Genomic DNA, 18,750 nt, shown 5'->3' on the forward strand with positions numbered 1-18,750 from the left:
CCTCGGTGGTCGCCGGTGTGGCCCTGGTGCCGAACTGGAGCGCGGGGGCGGCGGTGACCGACGATCCGACCGTGGACGCGGCCACCAAGGCGACCTTCCAGCGGCTGGCCGACGCGGTCTTCACCGACCGCACGCAGGCTCTCGTGGAGGGCGCCGGCAAGGCCGGCACCCGGCACACGTCCGGCTTCTCGGGATCGGTGCGCCTGTCCGGCGGGCAGACCCGCGAGCAGACGTCCGCGCTGGGCGAGCTGCGTGAGCGCCGCAGCCGGCTGGCCCGGCTGGGCGAGACGTACGGCGGGGGAAGCACCAAGGTCACGCTGGACGCGACCCGGGTCACGGGCCGGCACGCGAAGGTGGCCGTCACCGAGAACACGGCGCTGTCCTACGACAAGGCAACGACCAAGGGCCCGAAGTCCACCGGCTTCCAGGCGCACCACGAGCTGACCTTCACGGCCGACCGGCACGGGAACTGGCAGTTGACCGGCATCCGTGACACGGACGACGGTTACCTCGCGGTGAACCAGGTCGCCAAGCCGTCCGTGGCCAAGGTGAAGACCGCGGGCGAGGACGACGGGCCGCCGAGCGCGGTCCGCTCGGCCACCAACTGGCCCGCGCCGGCCAACGCGAAGAACTTCTCCGCGTCCGGCTACGACTACCAGGCCATGGCGGCGTACGCGGCCAAGTACTGGAACAGGTACAACCCGGCCTACCCGGACTTCAACGGGCAGGGGGCCGGCGGCGACTGCACCAACTTCGTCAGCCAGTCCCTGAAGGCGGGCGGCTGGAAGCACGTACCCGGCTACACGAACGACTTCCACAAGTGGTTCGGCAACTCCGACATCCAGTCGGACTCGTTCGTCGGGGTCAACGAGTTCTCCTGGTTCGCCCTGTCCTCCAAGCGGGTCACCAGCCTGGCCAACGTCTACCAGCTGGACGTCGGTGACGTCCTCCAGATGGACTTCAACCGGGACGGGTCGAAGGACCACTCCATGATCGTCACGTACCGCGACCGCCGCGGCGTGCCGTACGTGAGCTATCACTCGACCAACACCTACAACAGGTCGGTAGCGAGCCTCGTCGCCTCGTACCCGGGCGCGGCGTTCTACGCCTACCGCACCTGACCCCGCTGCGGGTCCTGCCGCTCCTGCCCGTCCCGCCGCTCGTGCGGGGAGGGTTCGGGGTGGCGGGCCCGCCAGTACGGGTTGTCGTGGGGCAGGGCGTGTCCGACCCGGCCGTACATGCCGAACGTCATCAGCAGCAGGCCCACGACGAAGCTGAAGAACACGTTCTGGATCTTGAAGGCCAGGAAGTTGCTGTCGGTGTCCAGCAGGCCGAGGAACAAGAAGCCGTTCAGCAGGAACAGCACGCCGAGGACCATGTTCAGGGTCGAGGCGAAATTCCCGCCGATCACCATGCCGACCAGCAGGATCGCGCCGATGCAGATCGACAGCACACTGAGTGAGCCGTTGGTGTTCAGCCCGGTGACGGTGTTACCGCCGGTGTTGAAGTAGCCGATGTGGTCGATCAGGCCGAGGATGCCGAAGACGATCAGGAACGCGCCGATCAGGCCCGCGCCGAACCGGTAGACCCGGTTGAGGCGGTGGTCGACGGGCAGGTGGTCGTCGAGCTGCGTCCGCCGGCGCTCGCCGGCGTTCCTCGTGTGCGCTGCGTGTGCGGCCATGTCCGGCTCCCTCGGGCGCTAGCGGAGGCCATCGGTCCACTTCAATATCCGCCCGCTCCGCCCCACTCGGCAACACGCGCGGTTCAGTGCCCGGTGCCGCGCTCCTCGCGGATCCGCGACACCACCCGGGCCGCCGCCTGCCGCACCGCGTCCGTCTCGGTCAGGAAGTGCCAGTAGTCCGGGTGCCGCCCCTCCAGCGTGCCGATCGCCCGCTCCAGCCGGGCCACCGCGTCGTCCAGGGGCCGGGCGTCCCGCGGATCGGGGGTCGTACGGCCCGTCATGGCCAGCCGCTGGGCGTCCCGGATCGCGAACCGGGTCCGCTCGATCTCCTGATGCGGATCCTTCTGCACCGCGTTCAGCCTGGTCAGCCGGTCCCCGGCGGCCGAGACCGCGTCGTCCGTGGTGTTCAGCAGGGCCCGCACGGTCGACAGCAGCGAGGTGGCGTCCGGCCACCGCTGGGCGTCCCGCGCCGCCTGCGCCTCGCGGAGCTTCAGCTCGGCCTGCCGCACGCTCTCCGCGGCCTGTTCGGGCACGTGCTGGAGGTCCTGCCAGCAGGTGGCGGCGAACCGGCGCCGCAGCTCGCTCAGCACCGGCTGCACCTGACCGGCGCGCGTGGTCAGGGCCTGCGCCCTGGTGCGCAGGCTGACCAGCCGGTGGTCGATCTCGGCGGCCTTCTCCGGCAGCCGCTCGGCCTCCGCCCGGATCGCCCCGGCCTCCCGCTGCACCCGCTCGGCGCGCTCCAGGGTGGGCGCCACACCGTGCTGCCCGGCACCCTGGTTCAGCCGGGTCAGGTCCGGCGACAGGGCCGCCAGCCGCGCGGCCAGCTCGTCGGCGCGCAGCCCGTGCCCCCGTACGGCGTCCAGGGCGTTGCTCGCGGCCAGCAGCGACTGCCGGGCCCGCTCCACGGCCGGTGCCAGCCGGGCCAGCGCGGTCTCCGCGGTGCCCAGCAGCGGCCCGAGCGAGGTGCCGAACCGCTCCAGGTCCTGCCGGACGCGCACCAGCTCGTCCCGGGCCGCGGTCAGCTCGGCCCGCGCCCGGGCGGCCGTGCCCGCCTCCAGGTCGTCGCGGTCCAGGTCGTGGGCGTCGACGGCCTGGATGTACTGTCCGCTGGCCTCGTCGATCCGGCGGCCCAGCGCCTCGAAGTCGGATACGGCGCGCCGGGCGGCGGGGGAGTCGTCCACCGCCGTGATGGTCTCGATCGAGATCCGCAGATCCCGCTGGGCGGTGTCGAGTTCGTAGAACGCCGCCGCCGCGGCGTCCTTGGCGGCCTGCGCGTCGGCCCGCCGGCCGTCCGCCCGCCCGCCGAACCAACGGCGGGTGCCGCCGCCGGCGAACGCGGCGGGCAGCGCGAGCGCGGCCAGCACGGGCAGGCTCATCAGGGTGAGGGCGTCCCGCAGGGCGCCCCGCGGCGGGGCGGACCCGTGCCGGGCCCGTGCGGTGGACGGCGGCGGGTACGGCCGCGTCGCTGGCGTGCCCGGTGTCGCCGTCACATCCCTCTCCCGTGCTGTGGTTCGCCCTGGGTGGTGTCATTCTCCCACCCGTCCAAGACGAACACACGGGCCGGTCAGTTCGCCGTTCGCACCGTGACTTCGCCGTCCTGGGCGTGCGCGGACACCCGGTGCGGGCTGGTGTCGTCGCGGGGCACGGACACGGACACCGTCCCGTCGTCCGCGCCGGCCGACACCCGGTAGGCGCCCCTGGGCACGGTGACCGTCACCGAACCGTCGTCGCTGTGGGCGTCCACGAGGTCGGGCGCGCCGGACAGCCGGACGTCCACCGGGCCGTCCTCCGTGGCGGCCCTCACCCGGCGCGAGGCTACCTCCGCGCGCACCGACCCGTCGTCGGCCCGCAGGTCCAGCGGGCCGCTGGAGTCGGTGACGTGCACGGCGCCGTCGCTGACGCGGACGCTGAGCGGGTCCCGGAACCCGGAGGCCCGCACGGCGCCGTCCTCGTTCACGACGTTCACGCCGACCCCGCGGGGCACCTCGATCCGGTGCCGGGCCGAGCAGTCGGTGACGATCCCGGAGCAGTGCACGCGCAGGACGAGCCGGCCGCCGGTCATGGACCACCGCACCGTGGGGTCACCGCCGCCCACCACGGACGCGTCGAACCAGCGGGTCACGGCGACGGTCCCGGCCCGCTGTCCGTCCGCGGCGACGATCTCCAGGGCGGAGTCGTCGGAGTCGACGGTGAGGGTGTGGCCGTGCAGCGCGAAGGACCGGTGGTCCGGGTGCGCGTCGTCGGCGGCGGAGGCGCCGCAGGCGCTGACCCCCGCGAGGAGCGCGCCGGTGAGGACGGCCGCGCCGGTGGCACGGACGGAAACGGAACGGGCCATTGGATGTTCCCCCCTGAGCCGGCCCGCCGGACCGGGGGGCCGGAGTACGTCGGTCTCCGGCGACTCTAGGCAGTAGGCGCCCGCATGACGCTCCGGCGGCCACCCGTACGAGGGTGGGGACAACCCCCCGCTCCGCCGCCCGGCCCCGGAGGGCGGGGAGAACGGTTTGCGGCGCAGCCCACCGGGCAATGTAGGCTGTCGGCCTGTCCCGGGTGCGTAGCTCAGGGGTAGAGCGCCTGCCTTACAAGCAGGATGTCGGCGGTTCGAAACCGTCCGCGCCCACCGGCCGGCCCCCCGGAGAAGTCTCCGGGGGGCCGTCGTGCTTCACCGGAGGTCTGCGGGGGCCGTCGCGCTTCGGCGGCGCCCGCCCGCTACCTCCCGCCCTCCGCCGCCGCCTCCCCGTGGGAGTGCTTCAGCCGGGTGCGCGCCTCGACGCGGTCCGCCGCCGCGACCTCGCTCCAGAAGCGATGGGTGCTGACGAAGACCGCGAGTTCGTGCTCGCGGCGCCGCAGCTTCTCCACCTCGGCCTGCTCGTCGTCCGTCCAGCCGGGGGACGCGGGCCGTTCCACCTGGCGCCAGCCGTTGTCGTCGCTGAAGCCGTCCATCGGCTCCACCGACCAGGGAAGCCGCCTGAGCAGGGCCGACAACTCGGCCCGGACCTGATGCAGCTCCTCCTGGCCGGCGAGGAGGTCACTGGGGAAGTCATAGGTCGTAGCCACGTGGTAATGCTACGCCTGTTCGAATTTATGGGGCGAGTCCGATCGGGGAAAGCGGACGGTGTCCATCCGAACGGGTGGCCGGTGTCAGTGGCCGGCGTCGCGCAGCTCCCGCACCAGCCGCGCCGTCACCGGCACCGGTACGCCGTGCCGCCCGGCCGCGCGGAGCAGGGCCCCGCCGATGGCGTCCAGTTCGAGCGGCCGGCCGGCCTCGGCGTCGCGCTGCATGGACGACCTGGCGGCCGGCGGGAAGGCGTCGTACCGGGCCATGGCGCCGGCCGGATCGGCCGGCACGCCGCAGGCCCGGCCGACCGCGGCGGTCTCGGCGACCAGCGCCTCCAGCTCCTCCCGGTGAGCGCTGCGGACCTCGCCGAGCGGACGGCCGTACCGGGTGGTGAGCAGGGCGAACGGGGCGAGGAAGGCCATCTTGGCCCACAGGGCCGCCGTCTCGTCCCCGGCCACGCGGACGGTCGGACCGGCGGCACCGAGGTGCGCGGCGAGGGTGTCGAGACGGGCGCGAGGTACGGCGTCCCCGGCCAGTTCCAGTTCCGTGAAGGGGCTGCCGTGTTCGATCACGCCCGGGGCGAGCCGGGTGGACTCCACGCGGATCACTGCCGGGGCGACCCGGTCGGGGCGGTAGCGGGCGCGTAGGGCCGCCGGGTGCTCGACGCCGTTCAGCAGGGGTACGACGAGCGCGTCGCCGAGGGCGGCGGGCGGGACCCGGGTGAGGGCGGCGTCGAGCGCGGTGTGCTTGACGGCGACCAGGCAGGCGTCCACCGGTCCGCGCAGCTCGGTGTCCGCCTCGACGGGGGCGGTGAAGTCGCCGAACTGCGGGCTGCGGACCGTGATGCCGGTACGACGCAGGGTGTCGGCCGTGTCGTCGCGGGCCACGCAGACGACGCGGTGGCCGGCGCGGGACAGCAGGGCGGCGAGCAGGCCGCCGGTGCCGCCGGGGCCGAGTACGGCGACGGTGAGCGGGTTCGTCATGGAGTTGTCCTTCCGACGGTCGGCCCCGGGGTCGGTGGCCGCCTTGTCGATGATCATCGCAGGGCCGGCCGGGGCGCGCCAGACTGAGGGCATGTGCCGGAGCATCAAGACGCTGCGTCCGCCCGCGCTGCCGGGCGAGGCCACGGACGAGGACATGCGCGCCGCCGCGTTGCAGTACGTGCGGAAGGTGTCCGGTTTCCGGGCCCCCGCCGCCCACAACCGTGAGGTGTTCGACCGGGCGGTGGACGCCGTGGCCCGGGCCACGGCGGAGCTGCTCGACGGACTGGAGGTGCGGGGCGCGGGCGCGGTCCGGGCGGAACCGGACCGGGCGGAACCGGACCGGGCGGTGCGGGGGTAGCCGCCCGGGGCCCGGCGGAACGGCGGACCGGACGCCCACGGTCCGGTCGGGGTGCGCGCCGTCCCGCCGTCTCGTCATGCCCTGGTGACGGGACGCGGGAGTCCTCGGCGTTGGATGTTGAACTTGCAAGTACTGCTTAGGGGCGCCTAACCTGGGCCCTCGTTCGGTTTCCGCCGCCCCCACGGCCGGCCATCCTTCACGGCCGGTCCGACCGACACCGAAGAGGAGAAATCCCCCATGTCCGCACGTCTCGACTCCGCTCAGCCCTACGTCCTCGGGCTCTTCCGCATAGTCATCGGCCTGCTCTTCGCCGTGCACGGCGCCGCCTCCCTGTTCGGCGTCCTCGGCGGCGCCGCCGGCACCGGCGGCACGCTCGGGGCCGGCACCTGGCCCGGCTGGTACGCCGCCGTGATCCAGCTCGTCGCCGGCGGCCTGGTGCTGCTGGGCCTCGGCACCCGCGGAGCCGCGCTGATCGCCTCCGGCTCGATGGCGTACGCCTACTTCGACGTCCACCAGCAGGCCGCACTGTGGCCCATCCAGAACGGCGGCGAGCCGTCCGTGCTCTTCTGCTGGGCGTTCCTCCTGCTGGTCTTCACCGGTTCCGGCGCCCTGGGCCTCGACCGGATCCTCGCCCGGCGCACGGCCGCGGCCGGCGAGAAGCCGGTCGAGGCCGAAGGTGCCGAACAGGCCCCGCTGGCGGCCTGACCCGGCACCGCCGAAACCCCCGCGAACCTCCTGTCACACCCCCGGCGTACGCTGTACGGCTGTCAACGGGGGAGTGTCGGGAGTCGTGGTGTTCGAAAGCGTGGGGTCGCTGGCGGCCGGTCCATGGATCTATGCCGTGGTGGCCCTGTCGGTGCTGTTCGACGTGTTCCTGCCGGTGCTGCCGAGCGGGGTGCTCGTCATCACGGCCGGCACGGCGGCGGCAGCGGGGTCGGGCGCGGCGGCGGGCGGGGTCCCGCACGAGGTGCCGGACATCCTGGCCCTGATCGTCTCCGCGGCGACCGCTTCGGTCCTCGGTGACCTGGTGGCCTACCGGCTGGCGTGGCGGGGCGGTGCCCGCCTGGATCGCGCGATAGCCCGCTCCCGGCGGCTGACCACCGCGCAGGAACGTCTCGGCGACGCCCTCGCCCGGGGCGGCGGCGCGCTGGTCGTCCTCGCCCGCTTCGCCCCCGCCGGCCGCTCGGTCGTCTCCTTCTGCGCGGGCGCCGCCCACCGCCGCGCCCGCGACTTCCTCCCCTGGTCGGCGCTGGCCGGCCTGTCCTGGGCCGCGTACAGCGTCGCCCTGGGGTACTACGGCGCCCAGTGGCTGGGCGCGACCTGGCTGGCCACGGGCGTCTCCGTGGCCGCGCTGTTCGGGGCGGGCGCGGCGGCGGGCTTCCTGGTGCGCCGCCGGCCGGCCGCCTGACGCGACGCGCGGTGCCCGCGGGGACGCGGCACGCGGTACCCGCGACGACGCGGGCACCGCACGGCCGGCCCCGGCGGGCCCGCGGTCACCGGCTCCACGGGGTTCAGCAGCCGGCCAGGTAGTTCGTCAGCGCGCTCTTCTCGGCGGAGTCGACCGACAGGTTGTAGTAGTACTTCACCTGGACCCAGGCGCGGACGTAGGTGCAGACGTACGCGGACCGGGACGGCACCCAGGTGGCCGGGTCCTGGTCGCCCTTGGCCTGGTTGACGTTGTCGGTGACGGCGATCAGTTGCGGCCGGGTCAGGTCGTTGGCGAAGCCCTGGCGCTGGGCGGTGGTCCACTTGCTCGCCCCGGAGTCCCAGGCCTCGGCCAGCGGGACGAGGTGGTCGATGTCCAGGTCCGAGGCGGCGGTCCAGGTGGCGCCGTCGTACGGGGAGTACCAGCTCCCGCTGGTGGCGGCGCAGGCGGAGTCGGTGACGACGTTCGTGCCGTCCCGCTTGAGGACCGTCTCGCGGGTGTTGCAGGTGCCGCTGATGGTGATCCAGAGCGGGAAGAGGTCGCGGCTGTAGCCGGTGCGGTTCTCGGTGGCCACGGTGAGCTGGGCGAGGTAGCCGCGGGCGGTGGCGGCGCTGACCGGCGTGGGGAGGGCGGCCGAGGCGCTCGGGGAGTTGACCAGGGCGACGGAGGCTATCAGGCCGGTCAGGGCCGCGAGTATGCTCAGCCGTCGACGCGCGTAGAGTTTGGGCATGGGTAACTCCCTTATGGGGTGGGGGCGTTGGGGTGCGGGCGAGGGAATGCTCGCGGGGCCGTGTTGCCGGGGGGTGAGCGCTCGGTAAGAAACTAATGACGTGCGCATGACACGACAAGGTTCACGGCCGAACCTTCACATCCCGTACGATGGGTGGCGCAGAAGGGGAGTAGCTCTTCGCCGGACCGTCGACATACTGCTCAGCGAGCCTGAGCCGGCGCCCGGAGGCGGACCGTCGATTCTCATCGAGGTCCGTCAGCGAGACCTTCGGCAAGCAGTGCACGCCCGTGCCCCCGGCGCGGGCGCCGTGTGCGCTGCCGTGCCGAGGTGTCACCGCGTGACGTACCGCACTCTCGGCGGGGCAGCCCGACCGATTGAGGAACCTTGATCAGCATCACCGTGACGGCGCTCGTCTTCGGCATCGTCTTCCTCGCCGAACTGCCCGACAAGACCGCGCTCGCCGGCCTCGTCCTCGGCACCCGCTACCGCGCCTCGTACGTCTTCGCGGGCGTCGCCGCCGCCTTCCTGCTGCACGTCGTGCTCGCCGTCGCGGCCGGCAGCGTGCTGACCCTGCTGCCCCAGCAGATAGTGCACGCCGTCACCGGCGTCCTCTTCCTCGGCGGGGCCGCGGTGCTGCTGCTGAAGAAGGACGAGGACGAGGAGGAGGTCAGGAAGCCCGCCGACCAGTCCTTCTGGAAGGTCGCCGGCACCGGCTTCATGCTCATCCTGGTCGCCGAGTTCGGCGATCTCACCCAGATCATGACCGCCAACCTCGCCGCCCGCTACGACGCCCCGCTCTCCGTCGGCCTCGGTGCCGTGCTGGGCCTGTGGGCCGTCGCCGGACTCGGCATCGTCGGTGGAAAGGCCCTGATGAAGCGCGTACCGCTGCGGCTGATCACGCAGATCGCGGCGGCGCTGATGCTGGCGCTCGGCGTGTGGAGCCTGTACGAGGCCGTGGCCGGCTGAGCTGAACGGCGGATGAACGTCCGCCGTGGGTGGTGGCGCATGTCCGAACGGTTTTGTACCGTGGGGGAACAAAGTGGCTCCCGCCCGTTCTCCCTGACCGGCGGGCGGGGCCGCCTTGTCCCTCCCGCCGCCCCCCCGACACGGGACCTCTTCCGTTCCTGGAGTTGCCGATGCCGGCCACCGCCACGCCCACCGTCCTCACCGCCCGGGCCCTCCTGCTCGACATGGACGGCACCCTCGTCGACTCCGACGCCGTGGTCGAACGGATCTGGCGGCGCTGGGCCGAGCGGCACGGGCTGGACGGCGACGAGGTGATGCGGGTCGTGCACGGCCGGCAGGGCCACGCCTCCATGGCCGTCCTGCTCCCCGACCGGCCCGGGAAGCAGAACCTCGCCGACAACGCCCGGATGCTCGCCGAGGAGACCGCCGACACCGACGGGGTCACCGAGGTGCCCGGCGCGGGCGCCTTCCTCGCCGCCCTGCGCGGGATCCCGCACGCGCTGGTGACCTCCGCCGACGACGCCCTGTCCACCGCGCGCATGAACGCCGCGCGGCTGCCGCTGCCCGCCGTCCGCATCACCGCCGAGTCCGTGAGCGCGAGCAAGCCCGACCCCGAGGGGTTCCTCAAGGGCGCCGCCGAACTGGGCGTCGACCCCGCCGACTGCGTCGTCTTCGAGGACTCCGGCGCGGGTATCGCGGCGGGGCGCGCGGCGGGGATGCGAGTCGTGGGGGTGGGGGCGCGCGCCGCGGTCCACGGGCCCGACGCCGTCGTCCGCGACCTTACGCAGGTCGCGGTGGAGGCTTCGGACGACACCGGCACGGTGCGGTTGCGACTCGGCTGAGCGGGGCTCCGGGTGGGCCTCGGCCGGGGGAGGGGTCTTTCGCCGGACGCCGGTGGGCGTTGTCCGGGGTGGCTCGGCCGGTGGTCGGGTGCGGGCCGGCGTCGGCCGGTCGCGCGGTTCCTGGCGCCCCTTGGATGGGGTGCGTCGGCGGTGTCGATTCGGTGCGCCCCTTCGGGCTACGGCTGTGAGGTCTCCGATTCCAGGCTTGCTCGGGTAGCCGGGCCGTACTCGCCCAGGATGTCGCCCTCGATGCCCCGGGCCAGTTGGTAGTTGCGTACGCCGTCCTCCACCGGGCGGGTGAAGACGCCGTTCATCTGGTCGCCGTAGAGGTTCAGCCGGCGCAGCCGCTGCTGGAGTTCCGTGACCTGCGGGCCGGTGTCGCCGCGTCGCAGCACCGGTGCCGCCGCGAGCGTGGTGTGCGGGGTGCCGGAGACCGTCCCGGACGGGGTGGGGGAGGCGGAGCCGGACGCGCTGCCGGAGGGCGCCGGGGCCGGGGACGGGGAAGCGGAGCCCTGGGACGGGCTCGGATCGGCCGATGCCGATGCTGCCGCCGGGGACCGGGACGGGGGCGGGGCCGGTGAGCGGGGCGCGACCGCAGGCGCCGGCGCCGACGCGGCGCCCGGTGTGACGGCGTCCGGGATGCTCTGCCTGATCGCTGGGGCCGCCTGGGCCCGTGCGGGCTCGTGGTAGGAGGACAGCGCGAGACCGGCCGCCGCGACGAGTGCGATCCCCGCGCCCCCGGCCGCCGGCAGCACGGTACGGCGGGAACGGCGCGGTGACCGGGAGCGCGGAGCGGACCCGTCCGGTGTGGGGGCGCCGGTCTCCGCTGCGAGGGCGCCGGTCTCCGCCGTCAGGTGCGGTGCTCGTGGCGTGTCCGGCAGCCCTGTGGCCGCGTCCGGCCTCGTCACCGGCGTGCCCGGAAGAACGTCCTCGGGCGCGTCCGGCGGTCCCGTGGGTGCGTTCCGCATCTCCACGTACGGTCGTATCCGCAGTGGGTCGAAGTCCTCCGCCGCTGCCGCCTCGGCCGTGCGTGTCTCGTGCAGCGCTTCCGCGGCCCGCTCGGTGCAGTCGCAGGACGGCGTGTGGTCCGGCTCCCTCGGCGCCCCGCACTCCGGGCACCCGGTGTCCTCTGCCCCCGTTTTCCCCGTCTTCTCCGTCACCCGTCCGGCCCTCCCCTAGGGAACTTCAGAGATTATGCGGACTTCTCCGCGTCCGCGGGACTCAACAGGCCATAAGTGGTGACACCGATCACGATGGGAGAGGGCATCCGAGCCCCGGGAGGTCTCCATGGCCCTGGACACGCACGGCACGGCCAAGGACGTGCGGAGCGGTGAACACGTACCGGGCAGCGTGCTGGTGCCGATCGGCGCCCTGCTGCTCGGCCTGCTGCTGGCCGCGCTGGACCAGACCATCGTGTCGACCGCGCTGCCGACGATCGTCAGCGAACTCGGCGGCCTGGAGCACCTGTCCTGGGTCGTCACCGCCTATCTGCTGGCGTCGACCGCCGCGACCCCGCTGTGGGGCAAGCTGGGCGACCAGTACGGGCGCAAACGGCTGTTCCAGACGGCCATCGTGATCTTCCTGATCGGTTCGGCGCTGTGCGGGGCCGCGCAGGACATGCCCCAGCTCATCGCCTTCCGGGCGCTCCAGGGCCTGGGCGGCGGCGGGCTCATCGTGCTGTCCATGGCGATCGTCGGCGACCTCGTGCCCCCGCGGGAGCGCGGTCGCTACCAGGGCCTGTTCGGTTCCGTCTTCGGCGCGGCCAGCGTGCTCGGGCCGCTGCTCGGCGGGCTGTTCACCGAGCACCTGAGCTGGCGCTGGGTGTTCTACGTCAACCTGCCCGTCGGCGTCGTCGCGCTCGCCGTGATCGCCGTCGCCCTGCACATCCCGCACCGGGCCGCCCGCCACGTCATCGACTACCTGGGTACGTCCCTGATCGCGGCCGTCGCCACCTGCCTGGTCCTGGTCGCCTCGCTCGGCGGCACCACCTGGGCGTGGGGCTCGGCGCAGATCATCGGGCTGGCGGTGCTGGGCGTCCTGCTGGCCGTGGCGTTCGTCGTCGTGGAGCGCCGGGCCGCCGAACCGGTCCTGCCGCTCGGCCTGTTCCGCGTCCGCACCTTCACCCTGGCCGCCCTGATCAGCTTCATCGTCGGTTTCGCGATGTTCGGCGCGATGACCTACCTGCCGACGTTCCTCCAGGTCGTGCACGGCGTCTCCCCGACCCTGTCCGGCGTGCACATGCTGCCGATGGTGTTCGGTCTGCTGCTGTCGTCCACGGTCTCCGGGCAGATCGTCAGCCGCACCGGCCGCTGGAAGGTGTTCCCGGTCGTCGGCACCGCCGTCACCACCATCGGCCTGCTCCTGCTGCACCGGCTCGACGAGCGCAGCGGGACCGCCGAGATGAGCGCCTGCCTGTTCGTCCTCGGCCTGGGGCTGGGCCTGGTCATGCAGGTCCTCGTGCTCATCGTGCAGAACGCCGTCTCCTACGCGGACCTGGGCGTCGCCACCTCCGGCGTCACCTTCTTCCGCTCCATCGGCGCCGCCTTCGGCGTGGCCATCTTCGGCACGATCTTCGCCGGCCGCCTCGGCGACAAGCTCGCCGACGCCCTCCGGGGTCTGCGCCTGCCGCCCGGCGCGACCCCAGACGCGCTCCGGTCCGACCCACGGGGCATCGCCACCCTGCCGTCCGCGCTGCGCCCGGCGGCCCTGCACGCGTACGCGTCCGCCATCACCGACGTCTTCCTGTACGCCGCGCCCGTGGCCGCCGTCGGTTTCGTGCTGGCCTGGTTCCTGAAGGAGGACCGGCTGCGCGGCTCGGTCACGGCACCGGACGTCTCCGAGACGATCCCGCCCAACCCGGTCGAGCGCTCCTCCTACGACGAGGTGTGCCGCGCCCTGTCCGTGCTCGGCACCCGCGAGGGCCGCCGCGAGATCTACCGGGACATCACCGAACGGGCCGGCTACGACCTGCTGCCCGCCGCGAGCTGGCTGCTGCTGCGCATCCGCCGGTACGGCTCCGTGGAGCCGGCCGTGCTCGCCGAGCGCAGTCCCGTCCCGCTCCGGGCGGTCATGGCCGCCGCCCGCCAGGTCGAGGAGCGGCGGCTCGCCGAGCGCCAGGGGCTGGAGCTGGTGCTGACCGGGCCGGGCCGCGAGGTCGCCGAACGGCTCACCCGGGCCCGTGAGGAGACCCTGGGCGAGCTGCTCGGCGACTGGTGGCAGCCGGGCCGTCCCACCGACCTGACGAAGCTGGTCCGGGACCTCACCGGCGAACTGTGCGGCGCCGAACGCGAACGCCCGCACAACGGCACGGTCACGAAGTCCGGGGCCCGCTGAGGGGCTCCGCCCGGACCAGGTCCTTGCGGAACCAGTGCTCGGCGTACGGGGCGTCGTTGTGCGGACCGGTCTCGGTGTAGCCGAGCCGGGCGTACAGGGCGCGGGCCTCGACCAGGTCGCCGCGGGTGTCGAGCACGATCCGCCGGGCACCGAGGCCGCGGGCCGTCTCCTCGGCGGCGGCGATGAGCAGCGCGGCCCCGCCCCGGCCGCGCGCCTCCTCCCGCACGAACACCCGGGTCAGTTCGGCCGTGTCCGCGTCCAGCAGCCGTACGCCCGCCGACCCGGCCGGTGTGCCCGCGTACCGCCCGACGAGCAGCCGGCCCGTCGGCGGGGCGAGTTCGCCGCCCGGGTGGGCGGCGATCTCCCGCTCCAGCTCGTCCGGGTCGGTGCGGCGTCCCTCGTGCAGCAGGTACCAGCGGTCGCTGACCTCCGTGTAGTACGCCCGCCACAGGTCGGCGGCGGCCGGGGAGTCGTACGGCTCCGGAGCGATCGTCCATGTCATGCCGGCCATTGTCGGGAGGTGCCCCTCACCCTCGGCAACCGGATATGCGGGCAGGCGTGCCGGAGGCCGTTTGTGGCCGGGGTTCCGGGTCACACGAAGGATGAACCGGCCAGTGGAGCCGGTCCGATCGGAAGGCAACCATGTCCACAGGCATGATCATCGCGTTGGCCGTGATCGTGGCGGTCGTGGTCGTCGGGGCGGTGGCCCTGATCGCGCGCGGCCGCGGACGGCACGGCGGACCCAGCCTCAGGCGGCGCTTCGGGCCCGAGTACGAGCGGACCGTGGCCCTGCACGACGGGGACCACCAGGCAGCCGAACGAGAGCTGACCGCGCGCCTCGAACGCCACGGCGAACTGCGGGAACGGCCGCTGGACCCCGCCGAGCGGCAGCGCTGGGCGGACCGCTGGACGGCCGTCCAGGAACGCTTCGTCGACTCCCCGCGCGAAGCCGTGGCCGAGGCCGACCGGCTGCTCGCGGAACTCGCCGCGGTGCGCGGCTACCCCGACGGCGAGCGGTACGAGGAGCAGCTCGACGCGCTGTCCGTGCACCACGCCGAGCACGTCGACGGCTACCGCCAGGTGCACCGGGCCGCCCGCACCGGTGCTGCCACCGGTGCCGGCACGGCCGAGTCCGGCGCCGCCACCGAGGAGCTGCGGTCGGCGCTGCTGGGCGCCCGCGCCCTCTTCGACGACCTGACGAGCACGGAGCCCGGCCGGCACCGCGCCTCCGCCGGTTCGGACCGCCCCGGGAGCCAGGCCGGTACCCGTTCCCACGGCCGGTCCCACACTCCGGTCCTCCACCGGAGCCGACCGAAGGAGAGCTGAGCATCATGGCGGACAGGACGAGCGGTACGGGCGACGACCGGCGCTTCACGCGCACCCCGGCGGACGCGGGGGTGCCGGCGGGCGAGCCCGGACAGAGCGACGAGTGGGCCGCCGGGGACGCGGCACCCGGCCACCGCACGCCGAGGGAGGCCCTCCCGCAGGAGCGGCTCCCGGGCGAACCGGCCCCGGCCGAGCACGCGGGCGGCCGGCTCCCGGGCTCGGCGGGCCCCGGCCGGGAAGGGCCGGCGGCCGACGACCGCGCCCCGCACGACTCGGCACAGCCGGCGCCGGGACCGGACACGGGAGGATTCGCCCCGTCCCCGTCGCAGGACGCGGCGGCACCCGCTGCCGGACCCTTCGACCCGGGACAGGGACACGGCACCGAGGGCCTGCGCCCCGGCACGGAGGACCTGGGCTCGGAAACATCCGGCACGCGCACGGGCGGGACGCCCGGTGCGCCGGGTGCGTCCGGCGGTGCTCACGAGGCCCGCAACGGCGCCGGCGTGGACACGCCCCTGCTCCCGCACGACGAGGCGGACGGGTGGGAGCGGCGGATGCGGGAGGTGGTCGCCGGGTTCGTGGACGAGCCGAAGGCTGCCGTCGAGGAGGCCGACCGGGCGCTGGAGGAGATCGCCGCACGGTTCACCGAGGCGGTGACGGAGCGCCGCCGCGCCCTGCGCACCTCCTGGGAGGGCGGCGAGGACCCCGGCGCCGGTACCGACACCGAGCGGCTGCGGCTCGCCCTGCGCGACTACCGGGAACTGGCCGGACGCCTGCTACACGGCTGACCCCGGTCCCTCCGCCCTGGCGGCAGCCCTGCGCTGCCGCCATTCGCGTGCCACCTGCTCGACGTCGTACGGCTTCCTGCCCAGCGGCGGACCGGGCGGCGGCCTGAACATCATGTGCCGGATCCGGACGTTGACGTCCTCGACGATGCGCCGCGCGATCCGCTCCGACGGCGCCGCGTACGCCGCCTCCAGCGCGTCCTCCGCCTCCTTGCGCAGCGCCAGCGCGGGCGGCAGCACGGCCAGCCCCTCACGCGCCAACTTCCGCTTGACCCACCAGAGTTCGTCGTACGTGGAGTCGACCTCGGCGGGCAACGGCGCCCCCGCCCCCGGCAGCCGGTCGAACTCCCCGCGCCGCTGCGCGTCGCGGATCTGCTTGTCGGCCCAGGACTCGAACGGGACACCCGGTGGCTTTCGCTCGGTCATGAACCCATTGTGCCGGACGGGACCCCGCCGGGCGTTTTATCATGCGGCGGCGGTACGGCGATCCGCCCACCGCGCCAGGACGTCGCAGGGGGAACGCTCGTGCTCGAACTCACCATGGCCGCCGTCTCCGGGGAGGACGCGGGCGCCACGGCCGGCATGACGATGGCCGAAGCGCCCAGCGAGCCCGGTGCCGTGCTGCGGGTCGGCCGCGACGCGAGCGTGTGCCGGCTGGCCACCCCCGAGGACTGGCTGTTCGTCTCCCGGGTCCACCTGGAGTTCCTGTGCGGCCCCGAGGGTGCCTGGCAGGTGACCTGGCTGCGCGGTTCACAGCCCGACCCGGCGTCCGACGTCCGGGTCGCGGTGGGGGAGCACGTCCAGCCCGTCGGCTACGGCGCGACCGTCCCGCTGCCGTTCGGCGGGTCCGGCGAGGTCGTCGTCCAGGACCGCACCGCACCGCGCAGCGTGAACGTGGGCTTCTACCACGAGGCGTGAGGTGCCGGCCGGCGTGCGTGCCGGCGGTCAGCCCAGCACGTGGGCCAGCGCGAAGCCGTCGTAGCCCTTGCTGCCGACGGTCTGGATCGCCGTACCGCTCAGTCTCGGGTGCGTGGCGATCAGCTCGATCGCCGCGCGGGTGCCCACCACGTCCGGCTCGGTGCTGTCCGCGTCGGCCACCCGGCCGCCGCGCACCACGTTGTCCACGACGATCAGGCTGCCGGCCCGGGTGAGCCGCAGCGCCCACTCCACGTAGCGACCGTTGTTGACCTTGTCGGCGTCGATGAAGACCAGGTCGAAGGGGGCCGGGTTCTCATCGGCGAGCTTGGGCAGCGACTCCAGCGCCGGCCCCACCCGCACCTGCGCGATCCGCTCCAGGCCCGCGCGGGCGATGTTCCGGTTGGCCACCTCGGCGTGCTTGGCGTCGTACTCCAGCGACACCAGCCTGCCGTCCTCGGGCAGGGCGCGGGCCAGCCAGATCGTGCTGTAGCCGCCGAGCGTGCCGATCTCCAGGATGTTCCGGGCGCCCTGGAGCCGGGCGAGCAGATGCAGCAGCTTGCCCTGCGCGGCCGTCACACCGATCTGCGGCAGCCCCGCGGCCGCACTCTCCCGCAGCGCCGCACGCAGTGCCTCGTCGTCCGGTGAGAGGCGGTTGATGAAGTAGTCGTCGACGTCGTCCCAGAGCTGCGACCCGCTCATAGCGCCTGCTGCCTTTCCCGAGTGTCATTCCCGAGTCTTCCCCGGACTGCCTGCCCCTGCCCACCCCAGATGATCCCAGCAGAGATCCCCGCACCCCCGAAGGAGCACGGGGAACCGCGCCCCCGAAAACGCCACCGCGCCCCCGAAGGGGCGCGGGGAACGACGCGATCAGCCACGACCGGTCCGCACCCGGCGAGCAACCTCAACCCTCGCGGCGCTCCCCGGAGACGTGCCGACGGTTACCGCTCCTCCACCGCCGGCGCGGACCCGGGCAGCGGCCGGCCCGCGGACTCGGACATCCGCCACACCGCGAACCCGCCCACGACGGCCGCGGCCATCATGTAGTACGCGGGCATCATCATGTTCCCGGTCATCCCGATCAGCGCGGTCACGACGAGCGGAGTCGTCCCGCCGAACAGGGACACGGACACGTTGAACCCGATCGACAGGGAGCCGTAGCGCACCCGTGTCGGGAAGAGCGCGGGCAGCGCGGCGGGCATGGCGGCCGTGAAGCAGACCAGCAGCAGACCCAGCGCGCCCATGCCCAGCGCGACGGCGACCAGGCTGCCCTGGCGGATCAGCAGCAGCGCGGGCACGGACAGCAGCAGGAAGCCCGCACAGCCCGCCGCGATGACCGGCCGGCGGCCGACACGGTCGGTCAGGGCGCCGGCGAACGGCTGGACGATCATCATCAGGGCCATCACGCCGAGCACGACCAGCAGCCCGTGTGTCTCGTCGTACTTCAGCTCACTGGTGAGGTAGCTCGGCATGTACGACAGCAGCATGTAGTCGGTGACGTTGAAGACCAGGACCAGGCCCATGCACAGCAGCAGCGCCTTCCACTGGCCCGTGACCATCTCGCGCAGCGGCACCTTCGGCCGGGCGGCCTCCGCCTTCTCGACCTCGGCGGCGAACGCCGGGGTCTCTTCCAGACGCATCCGCAGGTACAGGCCGATGACGCCCATGGGGCCCGCGATCAGGAACGGGATCCGCCAGCCCCAGGAGGTGAGGTCGTCGGAGGAGAGCAGGGCCGTCATCAGGGTGACCAGGCCGGCGCCACCGATGTAGCCGGCGAGCGTGCCGAACTCCAGCCAGCTCCCGAGGAAGCCGCGCTTCTTGTCCGGGGCGTACTCGGCGATGAACGTGGTCGCGCCCGCGTACTCACCGCCGGTGGAGAAGCCCTGCACGAGCCGCGCGGCCAGCAGCAGGAGCGGCGCGCCGACGCCGATCGTCGCGTACGACGGGATCAGGCCGATCGCGAACGTGCCCGCCGCCATCATGATCATGGTGACGGCGAGGACCTTCTGCCGGCCGACGCGGTCGCCCAGCGGACCGAAGACCATGCCGCCGAGCGGGCGGACCAGGAAGGCCGCCGCGAAGGCGCCGAAGGTCGACAACAGTTGTGCGGTCGGGTTGCCGGACGGGAAGAAGACCTTGCCCAGGGTGACCGCGATGTAGCTGTAGACACCGAAGTCGAACCATTCCATCGCGTTGCCGAGCGCCGCCGCCTTCACGGCGCGCTTGACGAGCGCGGGGTCGGTGACGGTGACGTCGCCGGTGTCGCGGGCCGTGGTGGCCCGTCGTGCCTTCGGGGGCGGAGTGACGGCTGTGACGGTCGCCAAGACGGAGCTCGCCTACTTTCGACGGG

21 protein-coding genes and 1 tRNA gene are annotated in these 18,750 nt (G+C 73.6%); 11 read left to right on the forward strand and 11 right to left on the reverse strand.

The features are described 5' to 3' along the window. The first annotated feature begins 17 nt into the window (after positions 1 to 17). Complete coding sequence (locus tag D9753_RS24790; RefSeq protein WP_121791265.1) at positions 18 to 1,121, forward strand: amidase domain-containing protein; 1,104 nt, start codon at positions 18 to 20, stop codon at positions 1,119 to 1,121. Here D9753_RS24790 and D9753_RS24795 read toward each other — a convergent pair. From D9753_RS24795 to D9753_RS24805, 3 genes are all read right to left on the reverse strand, one after another. Further along, positions 1,109 to 1,681, reverse strand: a complete 573-nt coding sequence (locus D9753_RS24795; protein WP_121789003.1) for a DUF4383 domain-containing protein — start codon at positions 1,679 to 1,681, stop codon at positions 1,109 to 1,111. The two genes, D9753_RS24790 and D9753_RS24795, sit on opposite strands and share 13 nt — an antisense overlap. An 83-nt stretch (positions 1,682 to 1,764) precedes the next feature. Then, the gene (locus D9753_RS24800) at positions 1,765 to 3,171 is read right to left on the reverse strand and encodes a coiled-coil domain-containing protein (RefSeq protein ID WP_121789004.1); all 1,407 of its coding nucleotides are present in this window, start codon (positions 3,169 to 3,171) and stop codon (positions 1,765 to 1,767) included. Between the two features lie 74 nt (positions 3,172 to 3,245). After that, complete coding sequence (locus tag D9753_RS24805) at positions 3,246 to 4,016, reverse strand: DUF4097 family beta strand repeat-containing protein (protein ID WP_121789005.1); 771 nt, start codon at positions 4,014 to 4,016, stop codon at positions 3,246 to 3,248. 210 nt (positions 4,017 to 4,226) lie between these two features. Between D9753_RS24805 and D9753_RS24810 the strand changes: the two genes are divergently transcribed. Continuing rightward, positions 4,227 to 4,298, forward strand: a tRNA-Val gene (locus tag D9753_RS24810). 89 nt (positions 4,299 to 4,387) lie between these two features. Here D9753_RS24810 and D9753_RS24815 read toward each other — a convergent pair. Both D9753_RS24815 and D9753_RS24820 read right to left on the reverse strand, forming a co-directional pair. Next, entirely contained in the window at positions 4,388 to 4,735 is a 348-nt protein-coding gene (locus D9753_RS24815) for a hypothetical protein (protein WP_121789006.1), read from the reverse strand. Positions 4,736 to 4,819: 84 nt separating this feature from the next. Continuing rightward, positions 4,820 to 5,719 carry a ketopantoate reductase family protein gene (locus D9753_RS24820; protein ID WP_121789007.1) on the reverse strand — a complete coding sequence of 300 codons (900 nt, stop codon included), beginning with the start codon at positions 5,717 to 5,719 and terminating at the stop codon, positions 4,820 to 4,822. A gap of 91 nt (positions 5,720 to 5,810) precedes the next feature. Here D9753_RS24820 and D9753_RS24825 point away from each other — a divergent pair, with 91 nt between their 5' ends. The 3 genes from D9753_RS24825 to D9753_RS24835 all read left to right on the forward strand — a co-directional run bounded on the left by D9753_RS24825 (position 5,811) and on the right by D9753_RS24835 (position 7,485). Next, positions 5,811 to 6,077: a DUF2277 domain-containing protein gene (locus tag D9753_RS24825; protein WP_205614249.1), complete on the forward strand. Its 267-nt coding sequence runs from the start codon at positions 5,811 to 5,813 to the stop codon at positions 6,075 to 6,077. Positions 6,078 to 6,314: 237 nt separating this feature from the next. Further along, entirely contained in the window at positions 6,315 to 6,782 is a 468-nt protein-coding gene (locus D9753_RS24830) for a DoxX family protein (protein ID WP_121789008.1), read from the forward strand. 88 nt (positions 6,783 to 6,870) lie between these two features. Beyond that, complete coding sequence (locus D9753_RS24835) at positions 6,871 to 7,485, forward strand: DedA family protein (protein WP_121791267.1); 615 nt, start codon at positions 6,871 to 6,873, stop codon at positions 7,483 to 7,485. Positions 7,486 to 7,588: 103 nt separating this feature from the next. Here D9753_RS24835 and D9753_RS24840 read toward each other — a convergent pair whose 3' ends face one another. After that, a complete protein-coding gene (locus tag D9753_RS24840) occupies positions 7,589 to 8,233 on the reverse strand; it encodes an HNH endonuclease family protein (RefSeq protein ID WP_121789009.1) in 645 nt (214 codons plus the stop codon). 384 nt (positions 8,234 to 8,617) lie between these two features. On the opposite strand from D9753_RS24840, the gene D9753_RS24845 reads away from it, so the two are divergent. Both D9753_RS24845 and D9753_RS24850 read left to right on the forward strand, forming a co-directional pair. After that, entirely contained in the window at positions 8,618 to 9,199 is a 582-nt protein-coding gene (locus D9753_RS24845) for a TMEM165/GDT1 family protein (protein WP_121789010.1), read from the forward strand. 170 nt (positions 9,200 to 9,369) lie between these two features. After that, complete coding sequence (locus D9753_RS24850; RefSeq protein WP_121789011.1) at positions 9,370 to 10,041, forward strand: HAD-IA family hydrolase; 672 nt, start codon at positions 9,370 to 9,372, stop codon at positions 10,039 to 10,041. A gap of 176 nt (positions 10,042 to 10,217) precedes the next feature. Here D9753_RS24850 and D9753_RS24855 read toward each other — a convergent pair whose 3' ends face one another. Beyond that, positions 10,218 to 11,201, reverse strand: coding sequence for a peptidoglycan-binding domain-containing protein (locus D9753_RS24855; RefSeq protein ID WP_121789012.1), 984 nt, complete (start codon positions 11,199 to 11,201; stop codon positions 10,218 to 10,220). Between the two features lie 127 nt (positions 11,202 to 11,328). Here D9753_RS24855 and D9753_RS24860 point away from each other — a divergent pair, with 127 nt between their 5' ends. After that, positions 11,329 to 13,374 (forward strand): MDR family MFS transporter, encoded by a 2,046-nt coding sequence (locus D9753_RS24860; RefSeq protein WP_121789013.1) that lies wholly within the window; start codon positions 11,329 to 11,331, stop codon positions 13,372 to 13,374. On the opposite strand, the gene D9753_RS24865 is transcribed toward D9753_RS24860, so the two are convergent. Next, positions 13,352 to 13,885: a GNAT family N-acetyltransferase gene (locus D9753_RS24865; RefSeq protein ID WP_121789014.1), complete on the reverse strand. Its 534-nt coding sequence runs from the start codon at positions 13,883 to 13,885 to the stop codon at positions 13,352 to 13,354. The genes D9753_RS24860 and D9753_RS24865 overlap by 23 nt on opposite strands. Before the next feature lie 131 nt (positions 13,886 to 14,016). Between D9753_RS24865 and D9753_RS24870 the strand changes: the two genes are divergently transcribed. Both D9753_RS24870 and D9753_RS38195 read left to right on the forward strand, forming a co-directional pair. Continuing rightward, the gene (locus D9753_RS24870; RefSeq protein WP_121789015.1) at positions 14,017 to 14,700 is read left to right on the forward strand and encodes a hypothetical protein; all 684 of its coding nucleotides are present in this window, start codon (positions 14,017 to 14,019) and stop codon (positions 14,698 to 14,700) included. A gap of 5 nt (positions 14,701 to 14,705) precedes the next feature. Then, the gene (locus D9753_RS38195) at positions 14,706 to 15,488 is read left to right on the forward strand and encodes a hypothetical protein (RefSeq protein ID WP_240468277.1); all 783 of its coding nucleotides are present in this window, start codon (positions 14,706 to 14,708) and stop codon (positions 15,486 to 15,488) included. On the opposite strand, the gene D9753_RS24880 is transcribed toward D9753_RS38195, so the two are convergent. Continuing rightward, on the reverse strand, positions 15,477 to 15,911 hold the full coding sequence (locus D9753_RS24880) for a DnaJ family domain-containing protein (protein ID WP_121789016.1): 435 nt from the start codon (positions 15,909 to 15,911) through the stop codon (positions 15,477 to 15,479). The genes D9753_RS38195 and D9753_RS24880 overlap by 12 nt on opposite strands. A 99-nt stretch (positions 15,912 to 16,010) precedes the next feature. On the opposite strand from D9753_RS24880, the gene D9753_RS24885 reads away from it, so the two are divergent. Further along, a complete protein-coding gene (locus D9753_RS24885) occupies positions 16,011 to 16,403 on the forward strand; it encodes a hypothetical protein (RefSeq protein ID WP_121789017.1) in 393 nt (130 codons plus the stop codon). A 27-nt stretch (positions 16,404 to 16,430) separates the two neighbouring features. Here D9753_RS24885 and D9753_RS24890 read toward each other — a convergent pair whose 3' ends face one another. Together D9753_RS24890 and proP are read right to left on the reverse strand one after the other, a co-directional pair. Next, positions 16,431 to 17,102 (reverse strand): O-methyltransferase, encoded by a 672-nt coding sequence (locus tag D9753_RS24890; RefSeq protein WP_121789018.1) that lies wholly within the window; start codon positions 17,100 to 17,102, stop codon positions 16,431 to 16,433. 239 nt (positions 17,103 to 17,341) lie between these two features. Further along, a complete protein-coding gene (gene proP, locus D9753_RS24895; protein ID WP_121789019.1) occupies positions 17,342 to 18,724 on the reverse strand; it encodes a glycine betaine/L-proline transporter ProP in 1,383 nt (460 codons plus the stop codon). Between the last annotated feature and the right edge of the window lie 26 nt (positions 18,725 to 18,750).

It is taken from the genome of Streptomyces dangxiongensis (genome assembly GCF_003675325.1).
GTDB lineage: Bacteria > Actinomycetota > Actinomycetes > Streptomycetales > Streptomycetaceae > Streptomyces > Streptomyces dangxiongensis.